The organism is Pseudomonas sp. FW300-N2A2, assembly GCF_017351735.1.
GTDB classification, from domain to species: Bacteria; Pseudomonadota; Gammaproteobacteria; order Pseudomonadales; family Pseudomonadaceae; genus Aquipseudomonas; species Aquipseudomonas migulae.
The window spans coordinates 43,432-60,924 of record NZ_JACNDU010000031.1 but is presented as its reverse complement, the minus strand read 5'-3'; the positions used below and the strand labels follow the sequence as shown (position 1 = coordinate 60,924).

Annotated in this window: 17 protein-coding genes; 11 read left to right on the top strand and 6 right to left on the bottom strand. The window is 56.6% G+C overall.

Features of this window, described 5'->3' with window-relative positions:
* Window positions 1–84 precede the first annotated feature (84 nt).
* Together J4E42_RS25375 and J4E42_RS25370 are read right to left on the bottom strand one after the other, a co-directional pair.
* Complete coding sequence (locus J4E42_RS25375) at window positions 85–1,317, bottom strand: HlyC/CorC family transporter (protein WP_207286442.1); 1,233 nt, start codon at window positions 1,315–1,317, stop codon at window positions 85–87.
* A 12-nt stretch (window positions 1,318–1,329) separates the two neighbouring features.
* On the bottom strand, window positions 1,330–2,142 hold the full coding sequence (locus J4E42_RS25370) for an inner membrane protein YpjD (RefSeq protein WP_192420162.1): 813 nt from the start codon (window positions 2,140–2,142) through the stop codon (window positions 1,330–1,332).
* Between the two features lie 195 nt (window positions 2,143–2,337).
* On the opposite strand from J4E42_RS25370, the gene ffh reads away from it, so the two are divergent.
* The 5 genes from ffh to rplS all read left to right on the top strand — a co-directional run bounded on the left by ffh (window position 2,338) and on the right by rplS (window position 5,908).
* Entirely contained in the window at window positions 2,338–3,714 is a 1,377-nt protein-coding gene (gene ffh / locus J4E42_RS25365; RefSeq protein WP_008042378.1) for a signal recognition particle protein, read from the top strand.
* Between the two features lie 249 nt (window positions 3,715–3,963).
* The gene (rpsP, locus tag J4E42_RS25360; protein WP_007944872.1) at window positions 3,964–4,215 is read left to right on the top strand and encodes a 30S ribosomal protein S16; all 252 of its coding nucleotides are present in this window, start codon (window positions 3,964–3,966) and stop codon (window positions 4,213–4,215) included.
* Between the two features lie 5 nt (window positions 4,216–4,220).
* Window positions 4,221–4,757 carry a ribosome maturation factor RimM gene (gene rimM, locus J4E42_RS25355; protein ID WP_008025598.1) on the top strand — a complete coding sequence of 179 codons (537 nt, stop codon included), beginning with the start codon at window positions 4,221–4,223 and terminating at the stop codon, window positions 4,755–4,757.
* Between the two features lie 2 nt (window positions 4,758–4,759).
* A complete protein-coding gene (gene trmD / locus J4E42_RS25350; RefSeq protein ID WP_007897583.1) occupies window positions 4,760–5,512 on the top strand; it encodes a tRNA (guanosine(37)-N1)-methyltransferase TrmD in 753 nt (250 codons plus the stop codon).
* 45 nt (window positions 5,513–5,557) lie between these two features.
* The gene (rplS, locus tag J4E42_RS25345; protein ID WP_003175895.1) at window positions 5,558–5,908 is read left to right on the top strand and encodes a 50S ribosomal protein L19; all 351 of its coding nucleotides are present in this window, start codon (window positions 5,558–5,560) and stop codon (window positions 5,906–5,908) included.
* 217 nt (window positions 5,909–6,125) lie between these two features.
* Here the strand turns inward: rplS and J4E42_RS25340 are convergent, their stop codons facing one another.
* A complete protein-coding gene (locus J4E42_RS25340; RefSeq protein WP_207286441.1) occupies window positions 6,126–6,368 on the bottom strand; it encodes a helix-turn-helix domain-containing protein in 243 nt (80 codons plus the stop codon).
* 90 nt (window positions 6,369–6,458) lie between these two features.
* Here J4E42_RS25340 and J4E42_RS25335 point away from each other — a divergent pair, with 90 nt between their 5' ends.
* The gene (locus tag J4E42_RS25335; protein WP_259331720.1) at window positions 6,459–7,589 is read left to right on the top strand and encodes a DNA cytosine methyltransferase; all 1,131 of its coding nucleotides are present in this window, start codon (window positions 6,459–6,461) and stop codon (window positions 7,587–7,589) included.
* Here the strand turns inward: J4E42_RS25335 and J4E42_RS25330 are convergent.
* Window positions 7,581–8,552, bottom strand: a complete 972-nt coding sequence (locus tag J4E42_RS25330) for a hypothetical protein (RefSeq protein ID WP_207286439.1) — start codon at window positions 8,550–8,552, stop codon at window positions 7,581–7,583. The genes J4E42_RS25335 and J4E42_RS25330 overlap by 9 nt on opposite strands.
* Window positions 8,553–8,924: 372 nt before the next feature.
* Between J4E42_RS25330 and xerD the strand changes: the two genes are divergently transcribed.
* From xerD to J4E42_RS25305, 5 genes are all read left to right on the top strand, one after another.
* Window positions 8,925–9,821 carry a site-specific tyrosine recombinase XerD gene (xerD, locus tag J4E42_RS25325; RefSeq protein ID WP_008025604.1) on the top strand — a complete coding sequence of 299 codons (897 nt, stop codon included), beginning with the start codon at window positions 8,925–8,927 and terminating at the stop codon, window positions 9,819–9,821.
* Between the two features lie 273 nt (window positions 9,822–10,094).
* Window positions 10,095–10,826: a bifunctional protein-disulfide isomerase/oxidoreductase DsbC gene (gene dsbC / locus J4E42_RS25320; protein WP_192228458.1), complete on the top strand. Its 732-nt coding sequence runs from the start codon at window positions 10,095–10,097 to the stop codon at window positions 10,824–10,826.
* Between the two features lie 134 nt (window positions 10,827–10,960).
* Entirely contained in the window at window positions 10,961–12,265 is a 1,305-nt protein-coding gene (locus tag J4E42_RS25315) for a homoserine dehydrogenase (protein WP_032828598.1), read from the top strand.
* Window positions 12,266–12,331: 66 nt separating this feature from the next.
* The gene (gene thrC / locus J4E42_RS25310) at window positions 12,332–13,741 is read left to right on the top strand and encodes a threonine synthase (protein WP_008025609.1); all 1,410 of its coding nucleotides are present in this window, start codon (window positions 12,332–12,334) and stop codon (window positions 13,739–13,741) included.
* A gap of 1,112 nt (window positions 13,742–14,853) precedes the next feature.
* Complete coding sequence (locus tag J4E42_RS25305) at window positions 14,854–15,141, top strand: DUF3509 domain-containing protein (protein ID WP_008042363.1); 288 nt, start codon at window positions 14,854–14,856, stop codon at window positions 15,139–15,141.
* Window positions 15,142–15,312: 171 nt separating this feature from the next.
* On the opposite strand, the gene J4E42_RS25300 is transcribed toward J4E42_RS25305, so the two are convergent.
* Both J4E42_RS25300 and J4E42_RS25295 read right to left on the bottom strand, forming a co-directional pair.
* Complete coding sequence (locus tag J4E42_RS25300) at window positions 15,313–16,176, bottom strand: TIGR02285 family protein (protein ID WP_008042362.1); 864 nt, start codon at window positions 16,174–16,176, stop codon at window positions 15,313–15,315.
* 58 nt (window positions 16,177–16,234) lie between these two features.
* Window positions 16,235–17,434: a CaiB/BaiF CoA-transferase family protein gene (locus tag J4E42_RS25295; RefSeq protein WP_207286438.1), complete on the bottom strand. Its 1,200-nt coding sequence runs from the start codon at window positions 17,432–17,434 to the stop codon at window positions 16,235–16,237.
* Window positions 17,435–17,493: the final 59 nt, after the last annotated feature.

The window sequence follows — 17,493 nt, the reverse complement described above, 5'->3', positions numbered from 1 at the left end:
ACTGTAGGAGCCAGGCTTGCCGGCGAAGGCGTACTTGAGAGCGTCTTCGCCGGCAAGCCTGGCTCCTACAAAGAATGAGTTGTGTCAGACAGTTGTGGGTGTCGCAGCCGTATGCCAGATCAACACGCGGGTCACGCGGTTGTCTTCGGTCTCCAGAATCTCCAGCCGATAACGCCCGATCTTCAGGCACACCGCGCTGTCCGGAATTGTCTCCAGCGCTTCGGTTACCAGCCCGTTAAGGGTTTTCGGGCCATCGCTGGGCAAATGCCAGCCGAGGCTTTTGTTCAGGTCGCGAATCGATGCCGCACCGTCGATCACCAGGCGTCCATCGGCCTGCGGATGGATGTGCGGGTTGTCCAGGCTGTGCTGGCTTTCGAATTCGCCGACGATTTCTTCGAGAATGTCTTCCAGCGTGACGATGCCGAGGACTTCGCCATACTCGTCGACCACCATGCCTAGGCGCCGCTGCTGTTTGTGGAAGTTAAGCAGTTGCAGCTGTAGCGGTGTGCTTTCCGGTACGAAATACGGGTCGTGACACGCGGCCAGCAGTGCTTCGCGAGTGAGTTGGCCGTCGGGCAGCAGATGGCGGATCTGCCGGGTGTTGAGCACCGCCTCGACCTGGTTGATGTCACTGTGGAACACCGGCAGGCGCGTGCGCCGGTTGGCCCGAAGCTGTTCGAGGATTTCTTCGATGGAGTCGTCGAGGTTGATCCCGTCGACATCGCTGCGCGGTACCAGAATGTCGTTGACCGTGATGTTGTCCAGCGCGTGGATGCCGGACACCGCGTGCGGACGGCAAACCGGTTGTTGGTCGTCGTGACGATCCTTCGGCGTCTCGTCCTCGCTCTGCTGCACCACTTTGGCCTTGCGGGCAAACGGCCGCATCAGCAACTGGCTGATGCCATTGAGCAGCCAGGCGGCCGGGTAGATGATTTTCAGCGGCGCGCGGAGCAGGGTGTTGCCCAGCGCGAGAACCGCGTCGGGATAGCGGGCGGCCAGAGTGCGCGGGAGGTAGTCGGCAAACACCAGCAGAATCGCGCCGGCCCCCAGGCACGCGGCCCATGGACCGTTTTCAGCCCAGGTGAAAATCGCCAGCAAGGTGCTGATGACCACTACCAGCGCGCGGCACAGGGTGTTGCAGAGAATCAGGCTGTTGAGCGGAAAACTCAGCTTTGCCACCGGTTTGTCGCTTGCACGCGAGGCGGTGCGCTGGGCCAGCAAGTGCTGGTGTGCCGCTTCAATGGCGGTGAACAGCCCCGACCATAAAATCAGCAGGGCCACTACGGCGAGCATCGGCCCTATGGGCAAGTCGTCCATTTATGCCGCCCGTCAGATGTGCAGGATGTATTCACGGACCAGCTTGCTGCCGAAATACGCGAGCATCAACAGGCAGAAACCGGCGAGGGTCCAGCGAATGGCCTTGTGTCCGCGCCAGCCGAGGCGGTTGCGGCCCCACAGCAGCACGCTGAAGACGATCCAGGCCAGGCACGCCAGCAAGGTTTTGTGCACCAGGTGCTGGGCGAACAGATTGTCGACGAACAGCCAGCCAGAGATCAGCGACAACGACAGCAAGGTCCAGCCGGCCCACAGGAAACTGAACAGCAGGCTTTCCATGGTTTGCAGCGGCGGGAAGTTCTTGATCAGTCCGGACGGGTGCTTGTGCTTGAGCTGATGGTCCTGAACCAGCAGCAGCAAGGCCTGGAACACCGCGATGGTGAACATGCCGTAGGCCAGGATCGACAACAGGATATGCGCGAGGATGCCCGGCTCTTCGTCGATGATCTGCACCGTGCCGGCCGGGGCGAACTGTGCCAGCAGCACGGTAGCGGCGCCCAGCGGGAACAGTAATATCAGCAGGTTTTCCACCGGGATCCGCGAGCAGGCCAGCAGCGTCAGGGCAATGACCGCCGCGGCGATCAGGCTGGCGGCGCTGAAAAAGTCCAGGCCCAGGCCAATCGGTGTCAACAGATGGGTGAACAGGCTGGCGCTGTGAGCCAGCACGGCGAGCACGCCGAGCGTGACCAGCAGGCGTTTGTTCGCCTTGGCGCCGGTGGCCAGGCGAGAGCCCTGATAAATGGTCGCAGCGGCATATAAGCAGGCGGCGGCGAGGGTGGTAAGCAAACTGGGTGACAAGGGGAGCATAAATCCTGTTAGGCAAGCCCGAAAGGCGCTGAGTTTGGCATAGAACCCACACACCACGAAAGTGCGAGGTGTCCGCCAGTCGCAGTCTTCGCTATAATCCGCGACCTGCCCACGCCGCAGGCTCGCCGAGCACATGTTGATTCCGGTCTGGGCCGCCATTATCCCGGTCTACACAGGGCCTGAAAGGATCGCGCAATGTTTGAAAACTTAACCGACCGTCTCTCGCAGACGCTGCGCCATGTCACCGGCAAGGCCAAACTGACCGAGGACAACATCAAAGACACCCTGCGCGAAGTGCGCATGGCGTTGCTCGAAGCCGACGTCGCCTTGCCGGTGGTGAAGGATTTCGTCAATTCGGTCAAGGAACGCGCCGTCGGCACCGAGGTGTCGCGTAGCCTGACGCCGGGCCAGGCCTTCGTGAAGATCGTCCAGGCCGAACTCGAAAGCCTGATGGGTGCGGCCAACGAAGACCTGAACCTGAGCGCCGTTCCGCCCGCCGTCGTATTGATGGCCGGTTTGCAGGGTGCCGGTAAAACCACCACCGCCGGTAAACTTGCGCGCTTCCTTAAAGAGCGCAAGAAGAAGTCGGTAATGGTCGTGTCCGCGGACGTTTACCGTCCTGCGGCGATCAAGCAGCTGGAAACCCTGGCCAACGACATCGGCGTGACGTTCTTCCCGTCCGACCTGAGCCAGAAGCCGGTCGACATCGCGCAAGCGGCTATAAAAGAAGCAAAGCTTAAGTTTATTGATGTGGTCATCGTCGATACCGCCGGTCGACTGCACATCGACGAAGAGATGATGGGCGAGATCAAGGCGTTGCACGCCGCGATCAACCCGGTCGAAACGCTGTTCGTGGTCGACGCCATGACCGGCCAGGATGCCGCCAACACGGCCAAGGCCTTCGGCGATGCACTGCCGCTGACCGGTGTGATCCTGACCAAGGTCGACGGCGACGCCCGTGGCGGTGCCGCACTGTCCGTTCGTGCCATCACCGGCAAGCCGATCAAGTTCATCGGTATGGGCGAGAAGACCGAAGCCCTTGAGCCGTTCCACCCGGAACGTATCGCTTCGCGGATCCTCGGCATGGGCGACGTGCTCAGCCTGATCGAACAGGCCGAAGCGACGCTCGACAAGGACAAGGCCGACAAGCTGGCCAAGAAGCTGAAGAAGGGCAAGGGCTTCGACCTCGAAGACTTCCGCGATCAGCTGCAACAAATGAAGAACATGGGCGGCCTCGGTGGCCTCATGGACAAACTGCCGAACATCGGCGGTGTGAACCTGGCGCAAATGGGCAATGCCCAGGGCGCGGCAGAGAAACAATTCAAGCAGATGGAAGCCATCATCAATTCCATGACCCCGGCCGAGCGCCGCGACCCTGAGCTGATCAGCGGTTCGCGCAAACGCCGGATCGCCATGGGTTCCGGCACTCAGGTGCAGGACATCGGTCGCTTGATCAAGCAGCACAAGCAGATGCAGAAGATGATGAAGAAATTCTCCGCGAAAGGCGGAATGGCCAAAATGATGCGCGGCATGGGCGGTATGTTGCCCGGCGGCGGCATGCCGAAAATGTAAAGAATTCGCGCAGGGGCTTGCTCTTGCGCAGCCCACACGGAAGTGGGATCTCCAGCAAACCCGCACTTGGCGGGAGCTGACTGGCCGTTTTCAACGACGGCTCTATAGCAAATCTGGATGGCGTCCGATAGGCCGCCGGAAAAAGACATTTGCAAAAAGCCGGATATTCCTTAGAATATGCGGCCTTTCGGGCACCTATGCCCGCTGTGCCTTTAGATTTGCAGCACCGACTACAGGAACGATGTTCACATGCTAACAATCCGTCTTGCCCTTGGCGGCTCCAAAAAGCGCCCGTTTTACCACTTGACCGTAACCGACAGCCGCAACCCGCGCGACGGTTCGCACAAGGAACAGGTTGGTTTCTTCAACCCTGTTGCTCGTGGTCAAGAAGTCCGTCTGTCCGTGAACCAAGAGCGCGTAGCCTACTGGCTGAGCGTTGGTGCACAACCTTCTGAGCGTGTTGCTCAGTTGTTGAAGGACGCGGCTAAGGCTGCGGCCTGAGCAATATGAACGCGACGCCAGCCATTGCTGATGATTTGATCGTTATCGGCAAGATTTATTCTGTTCATGGCGTTCGCGGCGAAGTGAAGGTGTATTCCTTTACTGATCCGACTGAAAACCTGTTGCAGTACAAAACCTGGACGCTCAAGCGCGAAGGCAATGTGAAACAGGTCGAGCTGGTCAGCGGACGCGGGAGCGACAAGTTCCTGGTCGCAAAGCTCAAGGGTCTTGATGATCGTGAAGAAGCGCGTCTTCTGGCCGGTTATGAGATCTGCGTGCCGCGCAACCTGTTCCCTGAATTGACCGACGGCGAGTACTACTGGTACCAGCTGGAAGGTCTGAAGGTTATTGATCACCTTGGGCAATTGCTCGGGAAAATCGATCATCTTCTGGAAACCGGCGCCAATGATGTAATGGTGGTCAAGCCTTGCGCTGGCAGCCTGGATGATCGCGAACGCCTGTTGCCCTATACGGAGCAATGCGTGTTGGCTGTCGACCTTGCCGCAGGCGAGATGAAGGTGGATTGGGACGCGGACTTCTAAGCGTGGCTAACTTGCGCGTAGAAGTGATCAGTTTGTTTCCCGAGATGTTCTCCGCCATCAGCGAGTACGGCATCACCAGTCGGGCGGTGAAACAGGGGCTCTTGCAGCTCACCTGTTGGAATCCGCGAGACTACACGACGGATCGACATCACACTGTGGACGATCGCCCATTTGGCGGTGGCCCGGGCATGGTGATGAAGATCAAGCCCCTGGAAGATGCTCTGGTTCAGGCCAAGGCAGCAGCCGGGGAGGCGGCGAAGGTGATTTACCTGTCCCCCCAAGGCCGTCAACTGACTCAGTCGGCGGTACGCGAGTTGGCGAATCTGGATGCATTGATCCTGATTGCCGGCCGCTATGAAGGCATTGACGAGCGTTTTATTGATGCTCATGTCGATGAAGAGTGGTCGATTGGCGACTATGTACTGTCTGGCGGCGAGCTGCCGGCGATGGTCCTGATCGATGCGGTTACACGACTGCTGCCTGGAGCTTTAGGGCATGCGGACTCCGCCGAGGAAGATTCCTTTACGGATGGTTTGCTGGATTGCCCGCACTACACCCGACCGGAGGTGTATGCGGATCAGCGTGTTCCCGACGTATTGCTAAGTGGCAATCACGCGCACATCCGGCGTTGGCGTTTACAGCAGTCCCTTGGTAGGACCTTTGAACGACGCGCCGATCTTCTGGAAAGCCGCTCGCTTTCTGGAGAAGAGAAGAAGCTGCTCGAGGAATACATCCGCGAGCGGGACGATAGTTAACAACGTATCGATGGTAAGTCCGTTGATTTACCTTAGGAGCACAGCATGACTAACAAAATCATCCTTGCACTCGAAGCAGAGCAGATGACCAAAGAGATCCCTACCTTTGCCCCGGGCGACACCATTGTCGTTCAGGTGAAAGTGAAGGAAGGCGACCGTTCGCGTCTGCAAGCGTTCGAAGGTGTTGTTATCGCCAAGCGTAACCGCGGCGTAAACAGTGCTTTCACCGTTCGTAAAATCTCCAACGGTGTTGGCGTAGAGCGTACTTTCCAGACCTACAGCCCGCAAATCGACAGCATGGCCGTTAAACGTCGCGGTGACGTACGTAAAGCCAAGCTGTACTACCTGCGTGACCTGTCCGGTAAAGCAGCTCGCATCAAGGAAAAACTGGCTTAAGTCCAGCTTCCGATGCAGAAAAAAGCAGCCTACGGGCTGCTTTTTTGTTTCTTGCTCTACAGTGCTGTTTTTTGAGCGTCATAAAATCTTTCATTATCAATCAGATAGAAGCCTTAGCATCTTTTGTATTAGAAGGGGCTTGGTCAGAGGTAACGTTTTGAGCGTAAAGTCCCTCTCAAAGGCCTGAAAAGAAAATGGATTGGATGGCCTCAACAGATTATGCATCCATACTTTTCAGGTTTCGAAAGTCTATGCCCACAATTTCTTCATTTTCCACCACAAAATCTATCCCTAAATCTTCAAATACGTTTGCAATGGCTTTGAGATTATTTACATGTGGTCTGCGAGCCCCTCGTTCGAAATCCGCAATCGTCGGGGTAGCGATATCAGCTGCGAATGCAAGATCACGCTGCGTTAGCCTGGCTAGGGCTCTTGCTGCCTTACAGATTTCAGGTGTCATACTTAAAATATGATTTCTTATCAAAACATTGACCTTTGAGCTCTCAGGTTGTACATTTTATCCATATCACTTTACGCAGCCTAGGTAATCATGTCAGAACCGACGCCGATAAAAATTCGTAGACTCACGTGCATAGAAACTTTTTCTGGCGCAGGAGGAATGTCGTTGGGCTTAAGAAAAGCTGGATTTGATGTCCGGTTTGCCTTCGATTTGAATCCCGCAGCCGTTGAAACTTATAACAAGAATATAGCTCCTCATTGCCACGTACTTGATGCGAAAAATGTCAAGGGTGACTTTTTGCTTAAGCAAGCAGGTATAACTGATAGGTTAGATTTGTTAAGTGGTGGCCCACCTTGTCAAGGTTTTTCTAAGCAGCGGCGCGGTGCGCACTTATTATCAGATGAGAGAAACAGGCTTGTACTGGAGTATGCTCGCTTAGTGAAAGAGACCAATGCACGTTCTTTTCTGTTTGAGAATGTTGAGATTTTTGGTCAGAAGCGCGGTGAGGATCTGATCCAGGAGATTCGTGAGGAGCTCTCCTCTTATACGATATTTACATTCTTTGTATGTTCCTCTAATTTTGGTTTAGCGCAGAAGCGCGGGCGCTTTATTATGATTGGAATATCTAATGATGAGGAGGTGGATGTTCCTGTTCTGGAGTTTGCCAGAGCTAAAAGTACTGTAAAAGATATCATTGGCATGCTTCCTCCTCCTCCAGATGATTATTCTGAGCATCCTCTTTTCCCAAATCATATCAAATGTAAGATTTCTAAATTAAACGAAGAGCGGTTTTCGCATGTTCCACCTGGTGGAGGGTGGAAAGACATACCTATGTACTTAAGGCTTCCATGCCATCAAGTTACAGATGTAAAAAAAGGCGGCTGGCCTGACGTTTACGGTCGTCTGGAGTGGCATGGGCATTGCCCTACTATCACGGCAGGGTTTGATAGCTTTACCCGTGGACGATATGGACATCCTGAAGAGCATCGTGCAATCACCTTGCGAGAGGGTGCCATGCTTCAAGGATTTCCAGATAACTTTAGATTCTATGGTACGCGCCAAGATATCAGGCTCCAAATAGGCAACGCTGTACCCCCTCCGGTAGCGAGTTCTGCCGGAAACGCGATTACTAGAATTTTGTTGAGCCACAAACTGTCCGCGACGGCTTCTCAGTTTCCAATTGAAGCTCAACAAAAATTCAATCAGCAAGTGTTATTTTGACTCATGAAAAAAATGGTACGCATCGACAAAGAAATCTCCTACAGTCTTGACTGGTAGTAATTTCTGCATGTCGGGAGCATCGTACCTTTGTGGTATGTCGCAGTAGTATAGCCCCCTAACAGGGGCTAGATGCTGTTGATAGAGCTTTACTGTTCCTGGTACACACACTTGATTTACTTTCGTGTTCTTTTTGTCTTGCTGCGTCTCACTAATGCAAACAATGAATGATGAGAATTTTCCAATTCCGAAAGCCGAGTCTAAAATTCGTTGGTGTGCGAATGGCTGGACTATACGCTCGCGAGTGGTGATTTTGAACGGAATGACTAAGCTTTTTCCTGAGGATACATTTTTGATAACTAAATCGGTTGAAAGGCTTGAGACGCTGTCCTTTAGTTCTGGCTCTTCGCTGTCGCCTTCGATATCTTCATTTGTCGCTTCAGTAATTGCATCGTTCCCTAGCTCCTCTCCGTCCAGAAACTCTGTCAAGGGGATATGTTTTGAAAAGTAGTATTCTGCAAAAACTTCTTTTAAAATTCCTGCCATAAATATTTCGAAAAAAGTGCCTGGTGTTTTTCGGCTTCCACGCTGCCAAAGATCATAGCAGCATGCTATTGCCATGACGCCTGTATATACTACGTTGTTTGCTCGCTTCTTCTCTTCGTGGGTCCACTGGTCGGGTGTGCGTTGGAAACTCTGCATTAGAATATTAAATTCTTCTAAAAAAACGCGTCTGTTATAATGGAACATTTCTGGCTGAACCGGGCGAGATATGTTTTCGCTGTTTGTAAATGCATAATAAGCAATATTTGGCACGCCTTTGAAGTCGCCATAATATTCATAGCTTGCAAGCGCTTCAAGTTTTTCTAAGGCGGTACATATAAGGTTGATACTATCTAAAAGGTGAGGTTTTTTTGTGTTGTAAAGTTTTGAGATCGCTGTCAGCGAGGTTTTTATGTCTTTCACTTTTATACCTATATGTTTTTGTTAGCCAGGGTGCTTGTCCGTACAAGTTGTGTTAGGAGCCGGAAAAAATTGTACGCAGGTGCCCTGCTGTCACTGAAGTCGTGTACCTCGTAAAAAGCATCTACTGCACTTTGCTTCGGAGAGGTAATGAAGCATCCTGTGCGGCGTCCACTGGACTGGTATGGTGGCGCTTTGCCTTTGAAAACGCCAGCTTGAACGGTCGCCTTTATTTTCCTTTCACCATAATGCAGACCGGGGTCGGATTCAGCGCAATCAAATATTATCGCCTGTAGCGCGTGGTAGTACCGCGATCCTGTGGGCTATTGAAAGCTTTCTGTCAACCTTAAATATTAATTGACTGCCCTAACTTCTATGCCCGCCATCGATCATCCACTGATAGACCAATTCCTCGACGCCTTATGGCTGGAGAAGGGCCTTTCGGACAACACCCGCGACGCCTATCGCAGTGACCTGGCCTTGTTCAATGGCTGGCTGCAGGAGAAGGGGCTGGAGTTGATCAACGCCGGTCGCGAGTTGATCCTCGATCACCTGGCCTGGCGCCTGGAACAGAACTACAAACCCCGTTCCACTGCGCGATTTCTCTCGGGGGTGCGTGGCTTTTATCGCTATCTGTTGCGGGAAAAGTTGATCGCGGTCGATCCGACGTTACGCGTCGATATGCCTCAACTCGGTAGGCCATTGCCAAAATCCTTGTCGGAAGCCGATGTGGAAGCACTGCTGAAAGCGCCGGACCTGAGTGAAGCGATTGGCCAGCGTGACCGCGCCATGCTCGAAGTGCTGTACGCCTGCGGTTTGCGGGTGACGGAACTGATCAGCCTGACGCTGGAGCAGGTCAACCTGCGCCAGGGCGTGCTGCGGGTGATGGGCAAGGGCAGCAAGGAGCGGCTGGTGCCGATGGGCGAGGAGGCGATTGTCTGGGTCGAGCGTTACATGCGCGACGCCCGTGGCGAGCTGCTCGGTGGGCGTCCCAGCGATGTGCTGTTCCCCAGTCAGCGCGGCGAGCAGATGACGCGCCAGACCTTCTGGCACCGGATCAAGCATCAGGCCAAGGTCGCCGGGATCGGCAAATCGCTGTCGCCGCACACTTTGCGCCATGCCTTCGCCACGCACCTGCTCAACCACGGCGCGGATTTGCGAGTGGTGCAGATGCTGCTCGGCCATAGCGATCTGTCGACCACTCAGATCTACACCCACGTCGCCCGGGCACGCCTGCAGGACCTGCACGCCAAACACCACCCGCGCGGATGATCACAATCCTTGCTGCGCGATCCCTGTAGGAGCGAAGCTTGCTCGCGAAGAACGTCAACGATAACGCGTGCTGTCTGGATGAACGTGTTGTCCTGACCTCCTTCGCGAGCAAGCTTCGCTCCTACAGGGATCGCGGTGTTGTCTTGTCACCCCACATTCGGCCACACAGCCCTTATGTGGTAGGCTTTGCCGGTTTGCACGATGGGCGGTTATGACCCGGTGTTTCGGCACGGGCGTTCTGGTCGTCCCATTTGTCCGCCTTCAGGAGTTCTCATGCGTCTGACCCAGATTTTCGCCGCCGCAGCCATTGCGTTGGTCAGCACCCTTGCCGTCGCCGATGACGCGGCCGACAAAGCCATTCGTAAGAGCCTGGAAACCCTCCAGCTCGAAGTGCCGGTAGAAAGCATTTCCGCCAGTCCGCTGCCGGGCCTGTATGAAGTCAAACTGCAGGGCAGCCGCGTGCTGTATGCCAGTGCCGACGGCCAATACGTGGTTCAGGGCTACATGTTTCAGCTCAAGGACGGCAAGCCGGTCAACCTGACCGAAAAAGCCGAACGCCTGGGCATTTCCAAGCTGGTCAACGCCATTCCTGTTGCGGAAACCGTGGTCTACCCGGCCATCGGCGAAACCAAATCGCACATCACCGTGTTTACCGACACCACCTGCCCGTACTGCCACAAACTGCATGCCGAAGTGCCTGAGCTGAACAAGCGCGGCATCGAAGTGCGCTACGTCGCGTTCCCGCGCCAGGGCCTGGGCTCGCCGGGTGACGAACAGCTGCAAGCGGTCTGGTGCTCGAAAGACAAGAAAGCGGCCATGGACAAAATGGTCGACGGCAAGGAAATCAAGGCCGCCAAGTGCGATAACCCGGTTTCCAAACAGTTCGCCCTCGGTCAGTCGATTGGCGTGAACGGCACACCGGCCATCGTTTTGGCCGACGGTCAGGTCATTCCGGGCTACCAGCCTGCGCCACAAGTCGCCAAACTGGCGCTGGGCGCGAAGTAAATTCGCATCGTCACGGCCAGCCTTTGACGATCATGGTCCGGCGGCAACATTTGCCGGGCCATTAATAGAGAGCCGCGAGCATGCGGCTGTTTTCACGGCCGGCCTTGAGTCGGCCGTTTTATGGGGAGTTCACAGTGAAACCGGTCAAAGTAGGCATCTGTGGGTTAGGGACCGTCGGTGGCGGTACCTTCAACGTACTTCAGCGCAACGCCGAGGAAATTGCTCGTCGTGCCGGGCGTGGAATCGAAGTGGCACAAATTGCCATTCGCACGCCAAAGCCTCAGTTCCAAACGACCGGTATTGCGATTACCAACGATGTCTTCGAAGTGGCCACGAACCCTGAGATCGACATCGTTATAGAGCTGATGGGCGGCTACACCGTTGCCCGCGAGCTGGTACTCAAGGCCATCGAGAATGGCAAGCATGTGGTCACCGCGAACAAGGCGCTTATCGCCGTTCACGGCAATGAAATTTTCGCCAAGGCTCGCGAGAAGGGCGTGATCGTTGCGTTCGAAGCGGCCGTGGCCGGTGGCATTCCGGTGATCAAGGCGATCCGTGAAGGCCTGTCCGCCAACCGGATCAACTGGGTCGCCGGCATCATCAACGGCACCGGCAACTTCATCCTCACCGAGATGCGCGAGAAGGGTCGCACCTTCGAAGACGTTCTCGCCGAGGCGCAGGCCCTGGGTTACGCCGAAGCCGATCCGACCTTCGACGTTGAAGGCATCGACGCGGCCCACAAGCTGACGATCCTGGCCTCCATCGCGTTCGGCATTCCGCTGCAATTCGACAAGGCCTACACCGAAGGCATCACCAAGCTGACCACGGCTGACGTGAACTACGCCGAAGCGCTGGGCTATCGCATCAAGCACCTGGGCGTCGCTCGCAGCACGGCGGCTGGCATCGAGTTGCGCGTGCACCCGACGCTGATCCCGGCCGATCGCCTGATCGCCAACGTCAACGGCGTGATGAACGCGGTGATGGTCAACGGTGACGCTGCCGGTTCGACCCTGTTCTACGGCGCTGGCGCTGGCATGGAGCCGACCGCTTCGTCGGTGATCGCCGACCTGGTGGATGTGGTTCGCGCCATGACCTCGGACCCGGAAAACCGCGTGCCGCACCTGGCTTTCCAGCCGGATTCGCTGTCGGCGCATCCGATCCTGCCGATCGAAGCCTGCGAAAGCGCCTACTACCTGCGCATTCAGGCCAAGGACCATCCGGGCGTGCTGGCTCAGGTTGCGAGCATCCTGTCGGAGCGCGGCATCAACATCGAATCGATCATGCAGAAAGAAGTCGAAGAGCATGACGGCCTGGTGCCGATGATCCTGCTGACCCACCGTGTGCTGGAACAGCACATGAACGACGCGATTGCCGCCCTCGAAGCCCTCACGGGCGTGGTCGGTCCGGTCGTACGGATCCGCGTCGAGCACCTGAACTAAGCCGTTATCGTTCACCGGGCCTGCGTGCGGGCCCGGGTTTGCGAACACTGTCCATTGGAGTCAGTCATGCGTTATATCAGCACCCGCGGCCAGGCACCGGCCCTGAATTTCGAAGACGTCCTGCTGGCCGGTCTGGCCACTGACGGCGGTCTGTACGTCCCGGAAAACCTGCCACGTTTCACCCAGGAAGAAATCGCTTCCTGGGCCGGCCTGCCGTATCACGAGCTGGCTTTCCGGGTGATGCGCCCGTTCGTCACCGGCAGCATTCCTGATGCCGATTTCAAAAAGATTCTTGAAGAAACCTATGGCGTGTTCTCGCACAACGCCGTGGCACCGTTGCGTCAACTGAACGGCAATGAGTGGGTGCTGGAGCTGTTCCACGGCCCGACCCTGGCGTTCAAGGACTTCGCCCTGCAACTGCTCGGTCGCCTGCTTGATTACGTGCTGGAAAAACGCGGTGAGCGCGTGGTGATCGTCGGCGCTACTTCTGGCGATACCGGTTCGGCCGCCATCGAAGGCTGCAAGCACTGCGAAAACGTCGACATCTTCATCCTGCACCCGCACAACCGCGTGTCTGAAGTGCAGCGTCGGCAGATGACCACCATCTTCGGCGAGAACATCCACAACATCGCCATCGAAGGCAACTTCGATGACTGCCAGGAAATGGTCAAGGCGAGCTTCGCCGACCAAAGTTTCCTCAAGGGCACGCGTCTGGTGGCGGTGAACTCGATCAACTGGGCGCGGATCATGGCCCAGATCGTCTACTACTTCCACGCAGCCCTGCAACTGGGCGGCCCGGCGCGTTCGGTGTCGTTCTCGGTGCCGACCGGTAACTTCGGCGACATCTTCGCCGGTTACCTGGCGCGCAACATGGGCCTGCCGATCAATCAGTTGATCGTCGCCACCAACCGCAACGACATCCTGCACCGCTTCATGAGCGGCAATCAGTACGTCAAGGAAACCCTGCACGCCACGTTGTCGCCGTCGATGGACATCATGGTGTCGTCGAACTTCGAGCGTCTGCTGTTCGACCTGCACGGTCGCAACGGCGCTGCGATTGCCGGGTTGATGGATTCGTTCAAGCAGGGCGGCGGTTTCAGCGTTGAACAGGAGCGTTGGACCGAAGCGCGCAAGCTGTTTGATTCGCTGGCTGTGGATGATGCGCAAACTTGCGAAACGATTGCTGAGGTTTACGAGCAGACGGGTGAGTTGCTGGATCCGCACACGGCTATCGGTGTAAAGGCTGCGCGTGAATGCCGTCGTAGTCTGGATATTCCTATGGTTATTCTCGGGACTGCCCATCCGGTTAAATTCCCGGATGCGGTTGAGAAGGCGGGTGTGGGTAAAGCGCTGGAGTTGCCTGTTCACCTTGCCGATCTGTTTGAGCGGGATGAGCGTTGCACGGTGTTGCCGAATGATCTTAAGGCTGTACAGGCTTTTGTCAGTCAGCATGGGAATCGTGGGAAGCCGTTGTAATCGGTTGGGGGGCATATCCGTTGCTGCGGTAACGGCCACTATTGGTTTCGCTCTTACAGCGAGTCACTTTCGAAAAGCGCGAAAGTAACCAAAGCGCTTTTGCCCCTTTCGTTCGGTGGCTCGCTAATGCTCGCCATGCCCTCGCTCCGGTCCTGCTCCGTGGGCCCGCCGCCATCGGCCATCCATGGCCGGGGGCGGCTACCGCGGCATCCCTGCCGCGGTGCCCACTGCGCAGAACCTCCACTCGGCCTCTCGAGGGGGCGACTACCGCCACAGCCGCCGAGGCGGCCTGAAAGCCGACCTGGCTCTTTGGTCGACCGCATTATCTTTCTCTGCTGCACTCACTCATTCCGGACATGTACACCGCTCCCCTGTAGGAGCCGGCTTGCTGGCGATGGCGTCCGTCCAGTCAATAAATGTGCTGACTGACCCACCGCTATCGCCAGCAAGCCGGCTCCTACAGGGATTGGGTTCACACAGTTCGAAATTGTAGGAGCCAGCTTGCTGGCGATGGACGTCAACGATAACGCGGGCTGTCTGAATGAACGCGTCGTCCAAACGCTTTTCGCCGGCAAGCCGGCTCCTACAGGAAATCGCGTACGCTTTTGCTTCTCACCACTCATCAGGCCGAGCGTTAGCTCGCCTTCAGCTTTTGATCTTGAGGTACACGCCCCCTCGAGAGGCCGAGTGGAGGTTCTGCGTAGTGGGCAACCCGGCATGGATGCCGGGTTAGCCGCCCCCGGCCAAGGATGGCCGATGGCGGCGGGCCCACGGAGCAGGACCGGAGCGAGGGTATGCCGAGCATTAGCGAGCCACCGAACGAAAGGGGCAAGAGCCCTTGGTTACTTGGGGCTTTTCCAAGTGACTCGCCGTAAGGGCGAAACCAATAGCCGCCCTCACCGAAGAACCGGATATTCACCCAATCCCAATCCCAATCCACCACCAAAACCCAAGCCATACACAAACCTGTCATCTACCCCATGCATGCTCTACCCACCAGAGACGCCGACGCGCCTGCACCTGGAATCCAGAACTTTCTTCTCGGGCCAATGGTCACTTAATGTGAACACGCCCCAGGCACTTTGTTTTCGGACTATTGAGTGGTGATCGAGATGGAAAGTATCAATCTATTGCTCGGTGAGGCTCTGAGCCCGTACCAGGTAACGTTGACCCCCTCGGGCGCTCACGGCGAATGCCTGGTGACACTGAAGAGCACAACCGGCGCCATCGTGGTCGAGCGGGAGTTCAATCAGGCCCAACTGACCGACAAACGTCTGCTCACGGATGTGGTCGACGGCTTGCATCGCGATCTGATGATTGCCGAAGGACGCCTGGAACCCTGCGTTATCGCGGCATTGCGCAATGCTGCACAGGACAAGGTCGTGGCCAGCCGTAATTGAATTGTCTTTTGTGGGAACCTTCCCGGGCCAAGGTCAGTCAGAGCATGTAACAGCAGGATCAAGCATTGTGCTCCGGTGCTTGTAGTCGTGCTGCCACTGGTCTCTTTGTAGACCACGTTTAACCCCGAGATGTCTCCCCACTTCTCGGGGTTTCTTTTTGCCCGCGATTTGTCATTCCAGCGCCTGTTGCTCGAAATACTTCCTGGATTCTTCCAGATAGGCATCGCGACTTTCCGGGTCGAGCCACGCGGCGTACGCCTCGCTCAAGCGATCGTGGGGCATTTTGCGCAGCAATTGATTGATCTCGACAATCGCCTGCCGGCCTTTGGGCGTGTCGGTGCAGCCGATGTAACCGGACAAGAATTTCTCGGCGCCGCGAATTGGGTAGAACTGCAATTCATCCTCGGCGATCCCTTGCTGTTGGGCCTGATAGCGGATTTCCGGGCGGTATCCCAACAGCAGCCGCAAGCGCCCCAGGCGTTGCATCTGCAACAGGCTGCCCAAGGCGTCGTTGCCGTAGTGCGGGGTCAGCGAGTCAGGTGGTGCCTGTTTGAGCAGCGCGTCGAGGTAATCACCGTAGTTACGCTCGGCGATAATGCCCAATTTCTCGCCGCCGCTCGCCAGGAAGGCCGCCAGGTCCAGTTCACCGTCCTGGATGAAGGGGGCAAGCGTCTCACGGTCGACGCGCCTTACGGCCACGCCGTTACTCATGGCCCGAAACACCGGAATCGAAAACGCGATCCAGCGTTCGCGTTCCTTGCTCCGATTCAGCGCCGCATCGCAGGTAAGGGACGGCTCGTGGAGCATTTGCAAGGCGCGAGCACGGTTGACTCGCATCAAGGTGTGTTCGTATTGCGGCATGCCGGCGATCAACAGCGGCAACAGTTGATCGATGACGCCCAGGCCCTTTTTCGGTCCTTCGAAAATCGTCAGCGGTGGCAGATCCCGCAACAGCCAGATCATGGTTTCCTTGGGCTGCGCCATCGCCGACGAGGTCGGACCGATGAGCAAGGCTGTCGCCGCGAGCGCACACATCACCCTCCTGCCGTGTGACAGGCAGTCTGTGATGAGCAGCGAAAGCAGGCGTTTCAGCTTAGATGGCCCCGTCTTCACGCAGCTTTGCGATCTGTTCCTTGTCGTAGCCAAGATCGTTGAGTACCTGCGCATTGTGTTCGCCCAACTGCGGCCCGACCCATTGCGAACTGCCGGGTGTCTCTGAGAGTTTCGGCACAATTCCCGGCATCTTGAAATCTTTGCCGTCCGGCAGCTTTGCCTTCAGGAACATTTCCCGAGCCAAGTACTGCGGATCACTGAACATGTCTTCGGCGCTGAAGATCCGGCTGGCGGGGACATCAGCCTGATTCAACTGCTCGATGACGGTGTCCAGCGGCAGCGCATTGACCCAGCGATCAATCACCCCATAAATCTCGTCGCGACGGCTGTCACGCCCGTCATTGCTGGCCAGCGTCGGGTCGTTGGCCAGGTCTTCACGGCCGATGATCAGCATGAATCGTTTGAAAATCGCATCGCCATTGGCGCCGATCTGCACATGTTTGCCGTCAGCGCTGGTGTGGATCGAGGAGGGCGTGATGCCGGGCATGATGTTGCCGGTGCGTTCGCGAATGAAGCCGAACACGTCGAACTCCGGGACCATGCTTTCCATCATGGCGAAGATCGCTTCGTACAGCGCCACATCCACCACTTGGCCCAGGCCGCCATTGACCTCGCGATGACGCAAAGCCATCAGCGCGCCAATCACGCCCCAGAGCGCCGCAATCGAGTCGCCGATGGATATCCCGGTGCGTACCGGCGGTCGGTCCTCAAACCCGGTGATGTAGCGCAGGCCGCCCATGGATTCACCGACCGCACCAAAACCTGGTTGATCCTTCATCGGCCCGGTCTGGCCGAAACCCGAAAGGCGCACCATCACCAGTTTTGGATTCAGTGCGTGCAAGACGTCCCAACCCAGACCGAGTTTTTCCAGCACGCCGGGGCGAAAATTCTCGATCAGGATGTCCGCTTCACTGAGCAGCTTTTTCAGGATTGCCAGGCCGTCCGGGTGTTTCAGGTTCAAGGTCAGGGACTTCTTGTTGCGTGCCTGAACGAACCACCACAGCGACGTGCCTTCATACAACTTGCGCCATTTGCGCAACGGATCACCACCGTCGGGGGATTCGATCTTGATGACGTCGGCACCGAATTCGCCGCAAATGCGCGAGGCAAACGGCCCGGCGATCAACGTGCCCAATTCGATGACTTTCAGACCTGAGAGGGGTTTGGCAGTGAACGGCATGCTGGATCCTGTAGGACAAAGGCTTGGCTGATAGAGCGTTTTAGCACAGCCCGCCGTCA

Coding starts and splice junctions, on each gene's coding strand:
- J4E42_RS25375 (WP_207286442.1), bottom strand. CDS start 1,317: ATGGACGACTTGCCCATAGGGCCGATGCTCGCCGTAGTGGCCCTGCTG.
- J4E42_RS25370 (WP_192420162.1), bottom strand. CDS start 2,142: ATGCTCCCCTTGTCACCCAGTTTGCTTACCACCCTCGCCGCCGCCTGC.
- ffh (WP_008042378.1), top strand. CDS start 2,338: ATGTTTGAAAACTTAACCGACCGTCTCTCGCAGACGCTGCGCCATGTC.
- rpsP (WP_007944872.1), top strand. CDS start 3,964: ATGCTAACAATCCGTCTTGCCCTTGGCGGCTCCAAAAAGCGCCCGTTT.
- rimM (WP_008025598.1), top strand. CDS start 4,221: ATGAACGCGACGCCAGCCATTGCTGATGATTTGATCGTTATCGGCAAG.
- rplS (WP_003175895.1), top strand. CDS start 5,558: ATGACTAACAAAATCATCCTTGCACTCGAAGCAGAGCAGATGACCAAA.
- J4E42_RS25340 (WP_207286441.1), bottom strand. CDS start 6,368: ATGACACCTGAAATCTGTAAGGCAGCAAGAGCCCTAGCCAGGCTAACG.
- J4E42_RS25335 (WP_259331720.1), top strand. CDS start 6,459: ATGTCAGAACCGACGCCGATAAAAATTCGTAGACTCACGTGCATAGAA.
- xerD (WP_008025604.1), top strand. CDS start 8,925: ATGCCCGCCATCGATCATCCACTGATAGACCAATTCCTCGACGCCTTA.
- dsbC (WP_192228458.1), top strand. CDS start 10,095: ATGCGTCTGACCCAGATTTTCGCCGCCGCAGCCATTGCGTTGGTCAGC.
- thrC (WP_008025609.1), top strand. CDS start 12,332: ATGCGTTATATCAGCACCCGCGGCCAGGCACCGGCCCTGAATTTCGAA.
- J4E42_RS25305 (WP_008042363.1), top strand. CDS start 14,854: ATGGAAAGTATCAATCTATTGCTCGGTGAGGCTCTGAGCCCGTACCAG.
- J4E42_RS25300 (WP_008042362.1), bottom strand. CDS start 16,176: ATGTGTGCGCTCGCGGCGACAGCCTTGCTCATCGGTCCGACCTCGTCG.
- J4E42_RS25295 (WP_207286438.1), bottom strand. CDS start 17,434: ATGCCGTTCACTGCCAAACCCCTCTCAGGTCTGAAAGTCATCGAATTG.